General features: G+C 73.1%; 13 protein-coding genes and 1 riboswitch. Of the genes, 4 read left to right on the top strand and 9 right to left on the bottom strand.

Going from position 1 to position 17,659, the window contains the following annotated elements:
* Positions 1–53: 53 nt before the first annotated feature.
* Complete coding sequence (locus tag FHX80_RS03420; protein ID WP_145762749.1) at positions 54–776, top strand: ZIP family metal transporter; 723 nt, start codon at positions 54–56, stop codon at positions 774–776.
* Between the two features lie 5 nt (positions 777–781).
* On the opposite strand, the gene cobI is transcribed toward FHX80_RS03420, so the two are convergent.
* From cobI to FHX80_RS03375, 9 genes are all read right to left on the bottom strand, one after another.
* Positions 782–1,528, bottom strand: a complete 747-nt coding sequence (gene cobI, locus FHX80_RS03415; RefSeq protein WP_145762748.1) for a precorrin-2 C(20)-methyltransferase — start codon at positions 1,526–1,528, stop codon at positions 782–784.
* Positions 1,525–2,955 carry a cobyrinic acid a,c-diamide synthase CobB gene (locus FHX80_RS03410; RefSeq protein ID WP_145762747.1) on the bottom strand — a complete coding sequence of 477 codons (1,431 nt, stop codon included), beginning with the start codon at positions 2,953–2,955 and terminating at the stop codon, positions 1,525–1,527. Before FHX80_RS03410 ends, cobI begins: the two co-directional genes overlap by 4 nt.
* Positions 2,949–3,548: a cob(I)yrinic acid a,c-diamide adenosyltransferase gene (gene cobO, locus FHX80_RS03405; RefSeq protein ID WP_145762746.1), complete on the bottom strand. Its 600-nt coding sequence runs from the start codon at positions 3,546–3,548 to the stop codon at positions 2,949–2,951. The genes FHX80_RS03410 and cobO overlap by 7 nt, the downstream gene beginning before the upstream one ends.
* Positions 3,548–5,587, bottom strand: a complete 2,040-nt coding sequence (locus FHX80_RS03400; protein ID WP_145762745.1) for a putative cobaltochelatase — start codon at positions 5,585–5,587, stop codon at positions 3,548–3,550. The genes cobO and FHX80_RS03400 overlap by 1 nt, the downstream gene beginning before the upstream one ends.
* A gap of 121 nt (positions 5,588–5,708) precedes the next feature.
* Positions 5,709–9,374, bottom strand: a complete 3,666-nt coding sequence (gene cobN / locus FHX80_RS03395; protein WP_145767046.1) for a cobaltochelatase subunit CobN — start codon at positions 9,372–9,374, stop codon at positions 5,709–5,711.
* A gap of 20 nt (positions 9,375–9,394) precedes the next feature.
* Positions 9,395–10,936: a cobyric acid synthase gene (locus FHX80_RS03390; RefSeq protein ID WP_145762744.1), complete on the bottom strand. Its 1,542-nt coding sequence runs from the start codon at positions 10,934–10,936 to the stop codon at positions 9,395–9,397.
* The gene (locus FHX80_RS03385) at positions 10,933–11,946 is read right to left on the bottom strand and encodes a cobalamin biosynthesis protein (protein ID WP_145762743.1); all 1,014 of its coding nucleotides are present in this window, start codon (positions 11,944–11,946) and stop codon (positions 10,933–10,935) included. Before FHX80_RS03385 ends, FHX80_RS03390 begins: the two co-directional genes overlap by 4 nt.
* A 144-nt stretch (positions 11,947–12,090) precedes the next feature.
* Positions 12,091–12,224, bottom strand: a riboswitch (cobalamin riboswitch).
* A gap of 174 nt (positions 12,225–12,398) precedes the next feature.
* A complete protein-coding gene (locus FHX80_RS03380) occupies positions 12,399–12,632 on the bottom strand; it encodes a hypothetical protein (protein ID WP_145762742.1) in 234 nt (77 codons plus the stop codon).
* A gap of 25 nt (positions 12,633–12,657) precedes the next feature.
* Positions 12,658–13,926: an inorganic phosphate transporter gene (locus tag FHX80_RS03375; RefSeq protein WP_145762741.1), complete on the bottom strand. Its 1,269-nt coding sequence runs from the start codon at positions 13,924–13,926 to the stop codon at positions 12,658–12,660.
* 235 nt (positions 13,927–14,161) lie between these two features.
* On the opposite strand from FHX80_RS03375, the gene FHX80_RS03370 reads away from it, so the two are divergent.
* The 3 genes from FHX80_RS03370 (at position 14,162) to FHX80_RS03360 (ending at position 17,604) form a co-directional block, all read left to right on the top strand.
* Positions 14,162–14,839, top strand: a complete 678-nt coding sequence (locus FHX80_RS03370) for a class II aldolase/adducin family protein (protein WP_145762740.1) — start codon at positions 14,162–14,164, stop codon at positions 14,837–14,839.
* A 141-nt stretch (positions 14,840–14,980) separates the two neighbouring features.
* Positions 14,981–16,108 (top strand): alpha/beta hydrolase, encoded by a 1,128-nt coding sequence (locus tag FHX80_RS03365; RefSeq protein ID WP_145762739.1) that lies wholly within the window; start codon positions 14,981–14,983, stop codon positions 16,106–16,108.
* 185 nt (positions 16,109–16,293) lie between these two features.
* On the top strand, positions 16,294–17,604 hold the full coding sequence (locus FHX80_RS03360) for a hypothetical protein (protein WP_145767045.1): 1,311 nt from the start codon (positions 16,294–16,296) through the stop codon (positions 17,602–17,604).
* The last annotated feature ends 55 nt before the right edge of the window (positions 17,605–17,659 follow it).

Raw genomic sequence — 17,659 nt, 5'->3', positions numbered from 1 at the left:
ACAGGGGGCGCCCTGAGATGCGGGCACCGGGGTCAATCGGCTAGCAAGAGCCCATGGCGGTGTTCGTCGCGCTCGGCGCGTTCCTGATGACCCTGGCCGGCGGCTGGGTCGCCCAGCGCGTCACCGACCGCCGCCACCTGGTACTCGGCTTCGCCGGCGGACTGATGCTCGGCGTGGTCGGCCTGGACCTGCTGCCGGAGGCGATCGAGGCCGCGGGCGGCCACATCTTCGGCGTACCGGCCGCCCTGCTGCTGTTCGTGGGCGGCTTCCTCTTCGCCCATCTGGTGGAGCGGCTGCTCGCGGTACGCCAGGCCGCACACGGCGCGGGCGAGGAACGGGTGCCCCAGGTCGGGCTGACGGCGGCGGCGGCGATGGTCGGCCACAGCCTGATGGACGGCGTGGCGCTCGGCGCGGCCTTCCAGGTCGGCGGCGGCATGGGCGCGGCCGTCGCGCTGGCCGTCATCACCCACGACTTCGCCGACGGCTTCAACACGTACACGATCACCAGCCTGTACGGGAACGCCCGCCGCAAGGCCCTCGTGATGTTGTACGCGGACGCGGCGGCGCCCGTCGTCGGCGCGGCGACGACGCTTCTGTTCACCCTTCCGGAGGAACTCCTCGGCTGCTATCTCGGCTTCTTCAGCGGTGCGCTGCTCTACCTCGCCGCCGCCGAGATCCTGCCCGAGGCACACCACGACCACCCGGCCCGCTCCACACTGCTGTGCACGGTCGCCGGGGTCTGCTTCATCTGGCTGGTCGTGGGCATCGCAGGCTGACCGCCTCACAGTTTGCCGCCCCGTCCACCGTCGCGCGGCGCGGGCGCGATCAGCGTGGAGAGGTACGGCAACGGGCCGTCGGCCAGCTCCGACGCGGGCCGGATCGACTCCTCCGGCAACCCGAGCGCCGAACCCCACACCGCGTCCTCGGTCCGCCCCGTCTCGCGCAACGCCGTGGAGACCTCCTCCGCCAGCCGCCCGAACTTGTACGCGACGACCGTCCCGGGCCCCTCCAGGGCCTCCTTCAGCACAGCCGCCCCGGCGGTCACCGGCACCAGCGTCAACGGCTCGGTGCCCTCGGTCAGCACCGCACCGCTGCGCGCGGCCAGATCCTGCATGGCCGTGATCCCCGGCACGGTCACCACGGCGGTGCCGGGCAGCAGCTCACCGATGGTGTGCGCGAGATAGGTGAACGTCGAGTACACATTGGGGTCCCCGATGGTCGCGAACGCCACCGAACCATGGGTACGAAGCAACTCCGCGACCCGCGCCCCCGCCGCGTCCCACGCCGCCTCCCGGCGCGCCCGGTCCGTCCGCTCGTTCAGCGCGAACACCACCCGTACGACCTTCTCCGCCCCGACGTAGTGCAGCACGGTCGCCTCGGCACGCCCCTGCTCACCGGTGTCCATCACCGGCACCACGACGACGGCGGCGTCGCGCAGCGCGTTGACGCCCTTGACCGTCACCAGCTCCGGATCACCGGGCCCGACCCCCACACCGACCAGCGTGTTCGTACCGTGACCGTGGTTCATCCCTTGCACCTCTCAACGAATCGGCGGGCCGTACCGGGCGCCGACGCCCAATGCGTGTGCAGATAACTCGCGTGCACGCCCTGCTGCACGAACCCCTCCACGCGCCGCTCCGGCCGGTGCATGCCCCAGGCCGGCTCGTCCCCGGCGCCCGGCTCCAGCACGGTCCGGTGGAACTCGTGCCCGCGCATCCGCGTACCGGCCGCCGCGAGCGCGCTGTCGGAGAGCGCCACGGCGTCCCGGTAGCCGAGCGTCAGCCGCTCGGACATCCGCCCCTCGGCATCCAGCACCCCGCACATCGGGAGCCCGTCGAGCGACCGCGCCAGATAGAGCAGCCCGGCACACTCGGCGGCCACCGGGGCCCCGGAGACCGCAAGCTCCGCAACGGCCTTGCGCAACGGCTCGTTGGCGGACAGCTCGGGCGCGTACACCTCGGGAAACCCGCCCCCGATGACCAGCCCCCGGGTCCCCTCGGGCAACTCCTCGTCCCGCAAGGGGTCGAACGGCACCACCTCGGCCCCGGCGGCGGCGAGCAGCTCACTGTGCTCGGCGTAGGAGAAGGTGAACGCGGCCCCGGACGCGACAGCGACGACCGGAGCCTCCTTCGCCCCACTTCCCGGTGCCTGCGGTGTTCGAGCAGCGGAGCCCCGGTCAAGGGAAGAGGCAGGTAGGGGAACAGCCCCGCCGCAGGCGCCGACCGCCTCCGCCGCGCTCCACACCGCACCCGGCAAGGACGGCGCGGACCGCGCCAGAGCCAGGACCGCGTCCAGGTCGCACCCGGCCAGAACCTGAGCCCCCATCGCCGCGACAGCGGCCACCGCGTCGCCCCGCCGCTCGGCCACCGGCACCAGCCCCAGATGCCGCGACACCACCGCCATCTGTTCGGCCCGCCGCAGCACCCCCAGTACCGGCACCCCGGACTCGTCCAGGGCCTCGCGCAACAGCGTCTCGTGCCGGTCCGAGCCGACCTTGTTCAGGATCACCCCGCCGATCCGCACCCGCGGATCCCACGAGGCGAAACCGTGCACCAGCGCCGCCACGGACCGCGACTGCGACGACGCGTCCACGACCAGCACCACCGGCGCCCGCAGCAGCTTCGCCACCTGCGCGGTGGAAGCGAGCTCACCGAGCCCCGAGGCCCCGTCGTACAGCCCCATCACACCCTCGACGACCGCCAGGTCACAGCCCTGCGCACCGTGCGCGAACAGCGGAGCGATCAGCTCCGGCCCGCACAGGTACGCGTCGAGATTGCGCCCCGGCCGGCCCGTCGCCAGCGTGTGGTAGCCCGGGTCGATGTAGTCGGGCCCGACCTTGTGCCCGGACACGGCGAGTCCCCGCCCGGCGAAGGCGGCCATCAGACCCGTCGCGACGGTGGTCTTGCCGCTGCCGGACGACGGCGCGGCGATGACCAGGCGCGGAACCGTCACCACTCGATGCCCCTCTGGCCCTTCTGTCCGGCGTCCATCGGGTGCTTGACCTTGGACATGTCGGTCACCAGATCCGCCGCGTCCACCAGTGCGGCGGGCGCGTTGCGCCCGGTGATCACCACATGCTGCGAACCGGGCCGGTCGCGCAGCACCTCGACCACCTCGTCGGTGTCGACCCATCCCCAGTGCATGGGGTAGGCGAACTCGTCGAGCACATACAGCCGGTACGTCTCGGCGGCCAGATCACGCTTGACCTGCTCCCAGCCCTCGCGGGCCGCGGCCTCGTTGTCCAGCTGCTGATCGCGCTGGACCCAGGACCAGCCCTCGCCCATCTTGTGCCAGGCGACGGACCCGCCCTCACCGCTCGCGCCGAGGACCTTCAGCGCGTTCTCCTCACCGACCTTCCACTTCGCCGACTTCACGAACTGGAAGACCCCGATCGGCCATCCCTGATTCCAGGCGCGCAGCGCCAGCCCGAAGGCCGCCGTCGACTTGCCCTTGCCGATGCCGGTGTGCACCACCAGCAGCGGCCGGTTGCGGCGCTGACGGGTGGTGAGCCCGTCGTCCGGCACACTGACCGGCTGTCCCTGCGGCATTACGCGGCCCTCCTGCTGCTGCCCTGAACGTCCTTGACCAGCCCGGCGATCGAGTCGGCCCGCAGCTCGTCGAGCGTGACGGCGGTACCGCCCAGCTCGCCCGCGAGACTCGCCGCGAGACCGAGCCGCACCGGACCCGACTCGCAGTCCACGACCACGGAAGCCGTGCCCTCGATCTCGTGCAGCCGGGCGGCCCGCGCGGCCAGCGCCACCGGCTCCGGCCCCCCGGTCGCCCGCCCGTCGGTCACCACGACCAGCAGCGGCCGCCGCGACGGATCGCGCAGCCGCTCCACCCGCAGCACGTCATGGGCCTTCAACAGCCCGGCGGCCACCGGGGTACGTCCACCGGTCGGCAGCGTCTCCAGCCGTGCGGCAGCCGCGTCCACCGACGACGTCGGCGGCAGCACCACGGCCGCCTCCTTGCCCCGGAAGGTGATCAGACCGACCTTGTCCCGCCGCTGGTAGGCATCCATCAACAGGGACAGCACCGCACCCTTCACGGCGCTCATCCGCTGCCGGGCCGCCATCGACCCCGACGCGTCCACGACGAACAGCACGAGGTTCCCCTCGCGCCCCTCCCGCGTGGCCTGTCGCAGATCGTCCCGCCGCACGATCAGCCCGCGCCCCGACCGCCCGCGCGCCCGCTGATGCGGGGCGGCGGCCTGCACGGTCGCGGCCAGATGCAGCTTGGTCAGCGCGCCCCGCGGACGCCGCGCACCGGTCGTCCGCCCGTGCTCGGTACGCGCCCGGGAGCGCCGCCCCGCCGCACCCTCGCCCAGACCGGGCACGCTCAGCATCTTCGTCCGGAACGGCTCACCGGCCCGCACGGGCTGCTGCTCCCCACCCCCGGAGGACTGCCCGCGCGCGGGTTCCTGCTCCTTGCCCTGCTCGGGCACGGACTGCTCGGGCACGGACTGCGCGGGCGTGTCGTCGGCTCCGCCCTCGGGCTGCGGCGGCGTGTCGGGCCCGTCGCCCTGCGGCGGAGGACCGCCGCCACCGGGGCCGTCCGGGTCCGGAGCGTCGTCCTCGCCGCTGTTCTGCTCCAGCGTGTCGTCGAGCTTGTCCTCGTCGAGTCCCGGCGCGTCGAAGGGGTTGCGCCGGCGCCGATGGGGGAGCGCGAGCAACGCGGCCTGCCGCACGTCCTCGGCCAGCACATCGGTACGCCCCGACCACGCGGCCAGCGCGGTGGCGGTCCTGGCCATCACGATGTCGGCCCGCATCCCGTCGACCTCGAAGGCCGCACAGGTCGCGGCGATCTGCCGCAACGCACCGTCACCGAGGCGGACCTGAGGCAGCAGCGCACGCGCGGCCACGATCCGGGCCCGCAACGCGCCCTCCTCGTCCGCCCACTTGGCGGCGAAGGCGGCCGGATCGTCGTCGTACGCGAGCCGGCGCCGCACCACCTCGACCCGCAGATCGGTCTCCCGGGACGCGGCGACCTCGACGGTCAGCCCGAACCGGTCGAGCAACTGCGGCCGCAGTTCGCCCTCTTCGGGGTTCATCGTCCCGACGAGCAGGAAGCGCGCGGCATGCCGTACGGAGACGCCCTCGCGCTCCACGTACGAGGCACCCATGGCGGCCGCGTCCAGCAGCAGGTCCACCAGATGGTCATGGAGGAGATTGACCTCGTCCACGTACAGGATTCCGCGATGCGCGTCGGCGAGCAGCCCCGGCTCGAAGGCCTTCACGCCCTCGGCGAGCGCCCGCTCGATGTCGAGCGCCCCGACGAGCCGGTCCTCGGAGGCGCCGACCGGCAGTTCGACCGTCCGGGCCGCCCGCGACACGCCCGGCCCGGCCTCGTGGGGCCCGTCGGGACACGCCGGATCGGGCGACGCCGGGTCGCAGGAGAACCGGCACCCGGGGACGACGGACACCTCCGGCACGAGCGCGGCCAGGGCGCGCACCGCGGTGGACTTGGCGGTGCCCTTCTCGCCACGCACCAGCACCCCGCCGACGGCCGGCGAGACGGCGTTGAGCAGCAGGCCGAGCCGGAGATCGTCCTGTCCGACGATGGCGGTGAAGGGATAAGGCGTACTCACGAGACCTCCTTGGGAGCGGCGGATTCCAGCGGCTCCGGCGGGCATTGCAGCCCCTCCGGCGATTGGGGGGCGAGGTTCCGGGGGCGGGGCCCCCGGTTCGGCCCCGGCGCGCACACCCCGCTCACGCGTCCCCCTCCAGATCACCCTCGAGTTCCAGGTACGTCGCCCGCAGCCGCTCCAGCGTCTCCGTGTCCGGCTCCGCCCACAGCCCCCGCTCGGCCGCCTCCAGCAACCGCTCCGAAATCCCGCGCAGCGCCCAGGGGTTGGACTTCTTCATGAAGTCCCGGTTCTCCGGGTCGAAGACGTACTCCGCCGACAACTTCTCGTACATCCAGTCGTCGACGACCCCCGCCGTCGCGTCGTACCCGAAGAGGTAGTCCACCGTCGCGGCCATCTCGAACGCGCCCTTGTAGCCGTGGCGCCGCATGGCCGCCATCCAGCGCGGGTTGACCACGCGTGCCCGGAAGACGCGGTGCGTCTCCTCGCCGAGCGTCCGCGTCTTCACCTGGTCGGGCGTGGCGCTGTCACCGACGTACGCCTCGGGCGACTCACCGGTCAGATGCCGCACCATGGCGACCATGCCGCCGTGGTACTGGAAATAGTCATCGGCGTCGACCAGGTCGTGCTCGCGCGTGTCGACGTTCTTCGCCGCCACCGCGATCCGCCGGAACGCCGTCTCCATGTCCCCGCGCGCCGCCCGCCCCTCGAGGCCGCGTCCGTACGCGTAACCGCCCCAGACCGCGTACACCTCGGCCAGGTCCGCGTCGGACCGCCAGTTCCGCGCGTCGATCAGCGGCAGCAGCCCCGCCCCGTACGCCCCCGGCTTCGAGCCGAAGATGCGTGCCGTGGCCCGGCGCCGGTCACCGTGCTCCGCCGTGTCCTCGTCGGCGTGCGCCCGTACGTAGTTGGCGTCGGCCGGCTCGTCCAGCTCCGCCACCGCCCGCACCGCGTCGTCGATCAGCCCCACCACGTGCGGGAACGCGTCCCGGAAGAAGCCCGAGATCCGGACCGTCACATCGATGCGCGGCCGGCCCAGTTCGTCCACCGGGACCACCTCGAAGCCGGTCACCCGGCGCGACGCGTCGTCCCAGACCGGACGGCAGCCGAGCAGCGCCAGGATCTCCGCGATGTCGTCGCCCTGGGTGCGCATGGCAGAGGTGCCCCACACGGTCAGGCCGACCGACTTCGGGTAGTCGCCCGTGTCGGCGAGGTACCGGGCGATCAGCGAGTCGGCGAGCGACTGGCCGACCTCCCACGACAGCCGGGACGGGATCGCCTTCGGGTCGACGGAGTAGAAGTTGCGGCCGGTCGGCAGCACGTTGACGAGGCCGCGCGTGGGCGAACCCGAGGGTCCGGCCGGTACGAAGCCGCCGTCCAGTGCCAGCAGGATGTGATCGATCTCGTCCGTCGTCCGGGCCAGCCGGGGCACGACCTCCTCGCAGGCGAAGCCCAGCACGGCAACCGCCTCGGGGAGATCGAAGCCCAGCACCTCCCGGGCCAGGCCGGCCACGGCCGTGACGTCCCAGCCGCGCTCCTCCATGCCCTCCGCGAGACGGCGGCACAACTGCTCCAGTAGGTCGATCGCGTCCGCGCCCGTCCGGGCGGGACCGTCGACCAGACCGCTCAGCCCGGCCGGTACCTTCACGGCCGCACCCGGCTCGGCCAGCAGCTCCTTCTCGCTGAGCCCGAAGTGCTCGGCGATCGAGGCCCGCAGCCCCGGCAGCGCGTTCGCCGTGCCGCCCCACACCTGTGAGGCGCGCAGCACCGCCAGCACCAGATTGACCCGTGCCTCGTCGACCGGGCCGCCGCCGAGGATGTGCAGACCGTCCCGGATCTGAACGTCCTTGATCTCGCAGAGATAGCCGTCGATGTGCATGACGAACGAGTCGAACTCGCCGTCGTCGGGCTGCTCGTCGACATGCAGGTCGTGGTGCAGCTCCGCGGCCTTGACCAGCGTCCAGATCTGCGCCCGCACCGAAGGCGCCTTGGTCGGGTCCAGGTCGCTGACCAGAGCGTACTCGTCGAGGAGCTGCTCCAGCTTGGCCAGGTCGCCATAGGTGTCGGCACGCGCCATCGGCGGCACCAGATGGTCCACCACGGTGGCGTGCCCGCGGCGCTTGGCCTGGGTGCCCTCACCCGGGTCGTTGACGATGAACGGGTAGATCAGCGGCAGTTCGCCGAGCACGGCGTCCGGTCCGCAGCCGGCCGACAGACCGAGGCCCTTGCCGGGCAGCCACTCCATCGTGCCGTGCTTGCCCATGTGGACGACGGCGTCCGCGCCGAAGCCTCCCTCCGATGTCGCGGCCTCCAGCCAGCGATACGTCGCCAGGTAGTGGTGGGAGGGCGGCATGTCGGGGTCGTGGTAGATCGCGATCGGGTTCTCGCCGAAGCCGCGCGGCGGCTGGATCAGCACCACCACGTTCCCGAACCGCAGCGACGCCAGGACGATGTCCTCACCGTCCAGGTACAACTGGCCCGGCGGCTCGCCCCAGTGCTCCAGCATCGAATCCCGCATCGCCGGATCGAGCTTCGCGAACCACTCCTGGTAGTCGGCCAGCGGCACCCGCGCGGGGGCTGCCGCGAGCTGCTCCTCGGTCAGCCACTCCACGTCGTGGCCACCGGCGTTGATGAGGCGGTGGATCAGCTCGTCACCGTTGTCCGGGTGCCCCTCGACCCCGTAACCGGCGTCGCGCAGCGCGTCCAGGACGCGGACCGCGGAGGCGGGCGTGTCCAGGCCGACGGCGTTGCCGACGCGGGAGTGCTTGGTGGGGTAGGCGGTGAAGACCAGGGCGAGCTTCTTCTCGGCGTTGGTCTTGTGCTTCAGCGCGGCGTGACGCACGGCGATCCCGGCGACCCGGGCGGCCCGTTCCGGGTCGGCGCGGTACACCGGTACGTCGTCCGGGCCCTGCTCCTTGAAGGAGAACGGGACGGTGATCAGCCGGCCGTCGAACTCGGGGATGGCGACCTGCATCGCGGCGTCCATGGGCGACACGGCGGCGTCCGACGCGTCCCAGGCGGCGCGCGAGGACGTCAGGCACAGCCCCTGGAGCACCGGCACGTTCAGATCGGCGAGCGCGCCGATGTCCCACGCCTCGTCGTCACCCCCGGCCGAGGCGTCCGACGCACGGGTGCCGCCGGCCGCGAGGACCGTGGCGACCAGGGCGTCGGTCCGGCCGAGCAGCTCGTACAGACCGGCGTCCGCACCGCGCAGTGAACCGCAGTACACGGCGAGGGCGTTGGCGCCGCGCGCCTCGACGGCATCGCACAGCACGTCCACGAACGAGGTGTTGCCGGAGAGGTGGTGCGCCCGGTAGAAGAGCACCCCGACGGTCGGGCGGCCCTCGGTGAACTCCCGGTCGCCGTGCACCCCCCACTCGGGCATCTTCTGCGGTTCGGCGAAACCGTGCCCGGTCAGCAGGACGGTGTCGGACAGGAAGCGGGCCAGCTCCACCAGGTTGCCGGGGCCGCCCTCCACCAGATAGCGCAGCGCCTCGGCGACCACGCCGGCCGGTGCGGACGACTCGGCCATCAGCTCCGCGTCCGGGACGGTCTCACCGCCGAGCAGCACGGTCGGGATGCCGGACGCCTTCAGCGCCGCGAGCCCGTCCTCCCAGGCGCGCTTGCCGCCCAGCAGCCGGACCACGGCGACGGAGGACCCCTCGATCAGTGCGGGGAGTTCCTCGCGGACATCGATACGGGTGGGGTTGCCGATCCGGAAGGGCGCGCCCGAGGCACGGGCGGCGAGGAGGTCCGTGTCGGCGGTCGACAACAACAGCACCGTGCTCAGCGGGGCGTTCAGCGGGGCGGTCATGCGCGTGCTCCAGGTGCTCCGGGGGCGATGAAGGGAAGTCCTGCCGGTGCGCCCGACTCGATGAGTCGCCACAGCGCATCGGTGTCCGCGTGTTCTTCGATGAGGTCGCCGAGGCGGTCGAGCTGTTCCTCGCGCAGCTCGGCGAAACAGGTGTCGGGGGCGGGCACGAAGCGGCGGCCGGCGGCCCGTGCGATCTCGGTCAGGAAGCGGCGGCGGAACGCGTCGCTCTCCAGCGAGCCGTGCCAGTGCGTGCCCCACACGGCGCCGGACCGGCAGCCGTCGAGGCGCCGGCCCCGCCCGTCGGTGAGGAAGGGCTCGCCGCCCCGCACGTCGGCGACGCCGTGGTGGATCTCGTACCCCTCGACGGGGGCGCCGAGCGCCTCGCCGACCGGCCGGGCGAGGGTCTTCTCTCGGTCGAACCGGATGCGTACGGGCAGCAGCCCGAGTGCGTCGACGTGCCCGGCGCGCGACTCCACCTCGTCCTCGATGTGTTCGCCGAGGAGCTGGTAGCCGCCGCAGATGCCGAGGACCGGGCGCCTCTCGGCGGCACGCCGCAGCAGCGCGTCGGCGAGCCCGCGCTCGCGCAGCCAGGCCAGCGCCTTCACGGTGCCGCGGGTGCCGGGCACGACGACGAGGTCGGCGTCGGTCAGTTCCTCGGCCCGGTCCACGAACCGCACGATGACGCCCGGCTCGGCGGCCAGCGCGTCGACGTCGGTGAAGTTCGACATCAGGGGAACCGCGCACACGGCGACGCGCAGGACGTCCTCGCCGTGCGGCGGGGCGACGGCCGACTCCCGTACGGTGCCGCGCAGCGAGACCCGCAGCCCGTCCTCCTCGTCGATGCCGAGGCCGTGGGTGAACGGCAGCACCCCGTACGTCGGCCGTCCGGTGAGATCGCGCAGCATGTCCAGGCCGGGTTCGAGCAGTGACACGTCGCCGCGGAACTTGTTGACCAGATAGCCGGCGATCAGCGCCTGGTCCTCGGCGGCGAGCAGGGCCGTCGTACCGAAGAACGAGGCGAAGACGCCGCCGCGGTCGATGTCCCCGACGATCACCACCGGGAAGCGTGCCGCCCGTGCGATGCCCATGTTCACGATGTCCGTGCGCCGCAGATTGATCTCGGCCGGACTGCCCGCACCCTCGCAGATCACGGCGTCATACGTGCCCCGGAGCTGCTCCAGGCAGTCCACGACGGTGGACAGAAGCTGTTCCTGCCTGCCGCCGTGGTAGCCGCGGGCGCTCATCTCGCCGACCGCGCGCCCCATCAGGACGACCTGGCTGGAGCGGTCGCTGCCGGGCTTGAGCAGCACCGGGTTCATCAGCGCGGTCGGCTCCACCCGGGCGGCCTGGGCCTGCATGGCCTGGGCGCGGCCGATCTCGGCGCCCTCCCGGGTGACGAAGGAGTTCAGCGACATGTTCTGCGCCTTGAACGGCGCGACCTTCACGCCCCGGCGCACCAGCCAGCGGCAGATGCCCGCCGTGACGACGCTCTTGCCCGCGTCCGAGGTGGTCCCGGCGACCAGCAGTCCGCCGCTCATGTCGGTCTCCGTCCTGAGGTGCGCGTACCCGGGGCAGGCGACCCCGTGCCGCGCGTCGAGGTGATCCGGCGTGCGGCCGCGCCCGTGCCCAGACGGGCCGCCACGCTCACGCCGAGGGCCAGCGCGCCGACCCGGCGCGACAGCCGTACGGCACGTTCGATGTCCTCGGTCCCCACCGCCCGGCCGGTCTCCCCGTTGAGCACGGGGCGGTGCTCGACCCGGCCGCCGTAGGCGAGGGTGCCGCCGAGCCGTACGCCGAGGGCGCCCGCGAAGGAGGCCTCCACGGGGCCCGCGTTGGGGCTCGGGTGCTTGGCGGCGTCCGCCCGCCAGGCCCGCAGCGCGCCCCGGGGCCGTCCCCCGGCGGCGACGGCGAGCAGGGCCGTCAGCCGGGCGCCGGGCCAGCCCGCGAGGTCGTCGAGGCGGGCCGAGGCCCAGCCGTAGCGCCGGTAGCGGGGCGACTTGTGGCCGACCATGGCATCGAGGGTGTTGGCGGCCCGGAAGCCGACGAGTCCGGGGACCCCGCCCAGCGCACCCCACACCAGGGCGCCGACCACGGCGTCCGAGGTGTTCTCGGCGACGGACTCCACCACGGCGCGGGCGATCTGCGGTCCGTCCAGGGACTGCGGGTCGCGGCCGCACAGACGCGGCAGCCGTTCACGGGCCAGGCCGAGGTCCCCCGCGGCCAGGGCGTCGCCGATGGACCGGGCCTCGCGCCCCAGCGACGTACCGCCGACGACGGACCAGGTGGCGGCGGCGGTCAGGGCCACGGACGCGGCGGGGTGGTGGCGCAGCGCTCGGGCGGCCAGCGCGGCACCCCCGGCGGCGCCTCCGGCGCAGACCAGGGTGTGCAGTGCGCCCCACCCGCGGTGGTCACGCCACAGACGGCGTTCGACGCCTGCCGCGGCCCGCCCGAAGGCGGCGACCGGATGTCCCCGGCGGGGGTCACCGAGCAGCAGATCGCCGATCAGCCCGGCCGTGGCGCCGTACGCGAAGACGCGATCGGCACGCACGGTTCAGCCGGCCGTTGCGCCTCGAAGGACCTTCGTACGGTCAACTGGTGGAAGGGGCGACACAGGAACGGACGCACGGCAGCCGGGCATGGCGATATGTCCTCACTCAGGGTCCGCGCCCTGGTTCGACGTGACCGGCGACGAGAGTCTCCTGGCTCCCGGATCCGCAGTTCCCCCGGTCTTCCAGTCCACTTGGCGTGGACCGTGACGTTCCGGTGGTGGGGGACTGCTCCCCGGTGACAGTGGCGGGACCGCGCCGGATTCGCACCGGCTTCCTCTGCTGTCGCCGTAATGGCTCCGGCAGTCCACCACGCTCCGCGAACGTCAGTCAACCCGCCGTTGACCTGCGAAGGTGCAGTGTGCTGAGACGCACATCGGGCCGGACGCACACGAGGTGCGTCCGGCCCGATGCGGCTGGAGTGCGACGGGAGCCCGTGGGGGCCCGGAGGCTGTCAGGCGACGATCAGATAGATGCCGTAGGCCACCGCTGCCGCGCACAGTCCGAAGCAGACGTACGCGCCGGCGCGGGCCAGCATCAGCGACCCGCCGCCCCGGCCGCCCTGCGCGGCCGGTTCCGGCTGCCTGGAGAGGCCGACGATGCCCAGGGTGAAGAGAGTCACCAGGGCGACGGTGGCGACGAGCGAGACACCGAAGACGGTGCCGAGTGCTGCCCAGTCGATGTTCATGGGGATGTGTCCTTCCCGGACGCTCTCATACCGTGGCGGGTCGTGCCGGGTCGGCAACGGGTCCGGCGGGGGCCGGGATGGTGGTCTTGAGGTCCTGCTGGGCCGCGGTGGGCGGCGGGCTGACGGCCGCGATGGCGGTGGTCACGACGCCCGCGGGTTCGGCGTCCCCGGTGACCGGGGTGCCGTCGGGTGCGACATCGTCCTTGCCCACGGGCTTGCGGCGCGACAGGACCCAGATCGCTCCGGAGCCCGAGACCAGCAGCGCGGCGACGAGCACGACGCCCCAGGTGCCCTGCTTGGTGAGGAGCTCCGCCCCGGCACCGACCAGACCGGCGGCCGGCAGGGTCAGACCCCAGGCGACGAACATCCGGGTGGCGGTGGACCAGCGGACCACACCGCCCCGGCGGCCGAGGCCAGCGCCCATCACCGCTCCGGAGCAGGACTGGGTGGTGGAGAGGGAGAAGCCGAGGTGGGAGGAGGCCAGGATGACCGTGGCCGCACTGGTCTGGGCGGCGAAGCCCTGCGGCGGCTTGAGGTCGGTGAGGCCGCTGCCCATGGTGCGGATGATGCGCCAGCCGCCCAGGTAGGTGCCGAGCGCGATGGCCACACCGGCGCTGACGATGACCCAGACCGGCGGGTTCGAACCGGGGGAGAGCACCCCGCCGGTGACCAGGGCCAGGGTGATGATGCCCATGGTCTTCTGCGCGTCGTTGGTGCCGTGGGCGAGGGAGACCAGCCCGGCGGAGGCGATCTGTCCGGCGCGGTAGCCCTTGGCGGTCGCCTTCTCCTGGGCGCCGTTACGGATGTTCCCGCCGATCCGGTACGTCAGCTTGGTGGCCAGCAGTGCGGCCAGACCGGCGACGACCGGGGCGGCGACCGCGGGGAGCAGCACCTTGGTGACGACGGTGCCGCCGTCGACCGACGACCAGCCCGCGGACATCACCGCGGCGCCGATCAGACCGCCGAAGAGGGCGTGCGACGAGCTGGACGGGAGCCCGACCAGCCAGGTCAGCAGATTCCACAGGATGGCGCCGACGAGCGCCGCGAAGATGACCTCGGTTCTGAGGCCGTTCTCATTGATGATCCCGCCGGAGATCGTCTTGGCGACCTCCACCGACAGGAACGCGCCGACGAGGTTGAGAACGGCGGACATCGCCACCGCTGTCTTGGGTTTGAGTGCGCCGGTCGAGATGGTCGTGGCCATCGCGTTGGCGGTGTCGTGGAAACCGTTCGTGAAATCGAACACTAGAGCTGTCACGATCACAATCGCGAGCAGCAGCGTGATGTGTTCCATTTACCCAGGCAATCGTTCGACGTCAGTGGCACGTGGACCGTAGGCAACTTGAGTGAACGGAAGATGAACTGAACAGGGCGTTGTGGTGACTCTCGTCGGAGTGTCGTCGCTCCATTTGACCGTGATCCGACAGCGGGGGAGGGGCGCAGGCCGGTGTGGGCCCCGATTTCGAGGTCCGGCCGACTCTCCGAGGCGGTGAAAACATGAGCCGCTCATCGGTGGAAAGGATCTTCGTATGAGCGAACAGCGGCGGGGCCCGGTCGGACAGACCCGGGACATCGAACAGGCGTGGGAGGCGGTCGTCGCGACCGCCCGCAGGACGGCGGCCGACGGTCTGGTCGTCGGGACCTCGGGCAATGTCTCGGCACGGGTCGGCGGAATGGTGCTGGTCACCCCGAGCGGTGTGCCGTACGACCGGCTCCGCCCCGAGGACGCGGTCGGTGTCGACCTGCACGGCAACCGGGTCCTCGGCGAGCTGGCCCCGACCAGTGAACTGCCGCTCCATCTCGCGGTCTACCGGAACACCGGGGCCGCCGCCGTCGTGCACACCCACGCGGTGCACGCCACGGCCGTCTCCACGCTGGTCTCCGAGGTGCCGCCGATCCACTACGCGGCCGCGCTGCTGGGCGGTCCCGTCCGCGTCGCCGCCTATGCCCGGTACGGCACCGACGAACTGGCCGGGAACATGGTGGCGGCCCTGCGGGACCGCACCGGCTGCCTGCTCGGCAACCACGGAACCGTCACCTACGGAGCCACCCTCGACGAGGCGTACGACCGCACCGCCCAGCTCGAATGGCTGTGCCGCCTCTGGCTCGCCGCGAGCGCCGTACCCGGCCGTTCCCCGGCCCTGCTCACTCCGGACCAGCTGAGCGACGTCCAGGAAGCGCTCAAGGGGTACGGGCAGCCGGGCTGAGTCTCCCCGCGGGCCCTTCCCGTACCCCTTCGGGCGGGGCGCCGGAACGGGGAGGGGCCTGCGGGACGGGTCGGCCACGGGAGGCCACCGGACGGCCCCCGCCCGCTGGCCGAGTGCGGGCGTGCCCACGACACTGAAGCCGTGCGCCCGGTTACCGCGACGGCAGCAGCCGTCACCTCCATCCTCGGCGCCGGTGCGGCAGCGGTCGCGGCCGGCCGGTACGCAAGCGACGTCGCCCTCCGGGCGCCGTCCGGACGTCCCTTTCCCGCCGACCGCAGACTCACCGTGCATGCGACGGCGGCGGGACAGGTCACACTGACCCGGTCCTTCGCCGCGCTGCGGCCCGGCACCTACGGGCTGGTCGGTGACGGCGTCCATGCCGTCGTCGGCCCGGTGATCGACCAGGCCCACACAGCCGCCGACACCGTCGTGCGCCGGCTGGAACGCGTCAACCGCGGCACCCTGCGCCCCGGGGCCAAGGTCCGCATCGCGCCCGAGCTGCACAGCGGTGACCCCACCACGGCCCTCGGCCTCGAACACCGCGAGGTCGAGATCACCGGCGAACTCGGCGCCCTGCCCGCCTGGTTCGTGCCCGGCCACCGCGCCACCTGGGTCATCACCGCGCACGGCATCGGCACCACCCGGGAACACCCCCTGAACCTGCTGGGCTTCCTGAACGAACAGCAGCTGCCGGTGCTCGACCTCGCCTACCGCGGCGACGCCGGAGCCCCGCGCTCCCCGGACGGCCTCAGCCACCTCGGCGAGTCCGAATGGCGCGATCTGGACGCGGCCATCCGCTTCGCCGTGCGCTACGGCGCCGAGAAGGTCGTGCTGCACGGCTGGTCCACCGGCGCCTCCATGGCCCTCCACGCGTCCGTCAACTCCGCGCTCAGGGACCGGATCAGCGGCCTCGTCCTCGACTCCCCGGTCATGGACTGGGCCACCACCCTTCGCGCCCTGGCCGCCGCCCGCGGTGTCCCGTCCGCCCTGCTGCCCCTCGCGGTCCGCGCCGCCCAGGGGCAGACCGGACTGCACGGCACCCGGCTCCTGGATGCCTCGCTGCCCCGCACCCTGCACGTGCCCACGCTGATCTTCCACGGGCCCGACGACACCCTGGCACCCTGGCAGCCGTCCCGGAGGTTCGCCGCCCGCCGCCCCGACCTGGTCACCCTGCACGCCGTACCGCAGGCTCCGCACGCGGCGATGTGGAATGCCGACCCGCTCCGCTACGAAGAGGCGCTGCGTCGCTTCCTCACGCCCCTGATGTGAGCTGATGTACCGCTTCGGCCGGTTGGTGCCAGACGGTGCGGACGTCCCGGGACACCGGTGATTCGGGTTCCGTTTGGGCTTTCGGGCTGTCAGACGCAAGACTGCTCCCCGTGACGTCCCGTACCCCGCGCGACTCCAGGCTGCGACTTGTCCGCCCGCGACCCCTCGCCACCGCTCGCAAGGCCGTGATCACCCGGCGCACTAGGCCGGCGCCCCGCCCTCCCGAGGGCACCCCGCCCCGGGCGGAACTGGCCCGCCAGGCCAGGGCGGCCCTCGCCGACGCTGTGCGGATCGCCCGCTGGGCGGCCGGCGGCGCCCGTCCCGGCACACCACCCCTGGCCGCCACGGCCCTCGAACGGGCCGCTTCGGAGCTGGAGTTGTCCCCGGCCCAGGTGCGCTCCGGCTGGGACCGGGCCCGCCTCGCCGGTCTCGTCGAACTGCACGGCGACACCGCACGGCCCGGCTGGCGGCTGCGCGCCTGGGACCGCGACGACTCCGCCGTGCTCCGCGGCTGGGTGGCGCTCTTCGACGCCTGGTCGCTCGTCCACGCCGCACCGCAGGACATAGAGTCCAGCGCGGTCGCCGAGGCCGTCGAGGCCGTGCCCCAGGTGCTCTCCCTCCTCCAGCTCTCGGCGGGCCCGGTCACCGTGCCGGCCCTCCTCGACCTCCTCGGCCAGCGCGTCGCCGAACTCCACGAGGAGCGCTGCGAGGTGCCGTACGGGCCGCAGCCGCTCCCCGCCCCCGCCGAGGCGCCGCCCACCGCCCACCCCGAGGCCCTGGTCGCGCTCCTGTTGGACTGGGCCCTGGAGGGACTGGCCGCCGTCGGGGCGCTCACCCTCGGCTCAGGGCACGCCACCCTCACCCCGCTCGGCAACTGGGCGGTCTGGGTCAAGCTGGAGCAGATCTGCGTCGCCGCCCAGAGCCCGGCCGGGAACATCGAGCAGTCCGCCGCCGACATGCTGCTCGGCTGCGCCCGGCTCACCCCCGGACCGGCCCGTGCCGAATACCGTGCCTGGCTGGCCGCCCGCCCCGTCGGCAGCGCCGTCGCCGAACTCCTCGGCGTGGCCCGGGGCGAGGACGCGCTGCTGCGCGGGCTCGCCTTCGAGGCGCTCCGTGTCGTCGGCGCACCGGCCGAGCCCGAGGTGCGTTCCGTCGTGGCCGATCCGTCGCTGCGCCCCTACGCGCTGCTCTGGCTCGCCGAGTACGACGGGGCCGACCCCGAGGATGCCCAGGAGGTCCTCAGCCGGGAGGAGGCCACCTGGCTCTGGGTGGACACCGCGGCGGCCGTGGCCGACCACGGCGAGGCGGCGCTGCTGGTCCGCCACCTCGACTCCGCCGTGCAGGGCAGCGTCCCGGCCCTGCTCGACGAGGTACGGGCCATCGGCCATCCGCGCACCGTGCAGGTCCTGGTGGCGCTGGCCGCCGCACACCCCGACCCCGCACTTGCCAAAGCGGTCCGCAAAGCGGCGTTCCAGGTGCACACCGGCGGCGCCTGAGCCGGACGGGCGGTCCGGTCGGCCGGGGGAGACCCGGGGCGACCGGACCGTCCGC

Origin of the sequence: Streptomyces brevispora, assembly GCF_007829885.1 — a bacterium.
Classification (GTDB): domain Bacteria; phylum Actinomycetota; class Actinomycetes; order Streptomycetales; family Streptomycetaceae; genus Streptomyces; species Streptomyces brevispora.
This window is presented reverse-complemented; position numbering and strand designations above follow the sequence as displayed.

What these genes read in the sequence shown, in the direction of transcription:
- FHX80_RS03420 (WP_145762749.1), top strand. Translation starts at nt 54, where the DNA reads ATGGCGGTGTTCGTCGCGCTCGGCGCGTTCCTGATGACCCTGGCCGGC.
- FHX80_RS03375 (WP_145762741.1), bottom strand. Translation starts at nt 13,926, where the DNA reads ATGGAACACATCACGCTGCTGCTCGCGATTGTGATCGTGACAGCTCTA.
- FHX80_RS03390 (WP_145762744.1), bottom strand. Translation starts at nt 10,936, where the DNA reads ATGAGCGGCGGACTGCTGGTCGCCGGGACCACCTCGGACGCGGGCAAG.
- cobI (WP_145762748.1), bottom strand. Translation starts at nt 1,528, where the DNA reads ATGAACCACGGTCACGGTACGAACACGCTGGTCGGTGTGGGGGTCGGG.
- cobO (WP_145762746.1), bottom strand. Translation starts at nt 3,548, where the DNA reads ATGCCGCAGGGACAGCCGGTCAGTGTGCCGGACGACGGGCTCACCACC.
- FHX80_RS03380 (WP_145762742.1), bottom strand. Translation starts at nt 12,632, where the DNA reads ATGAACATCGACTGGGCAGCACTCGGCACCGTCTTCGGTGTCTCGCTC.
- FHX80_RS03370 (WP_145762740.1), top strand. Translation starts at nt 14,162, where the DNA reads ATGAGCGAACAGCGGCGGGGCCCGGTCGGACAGACCCGGGACATCGAA.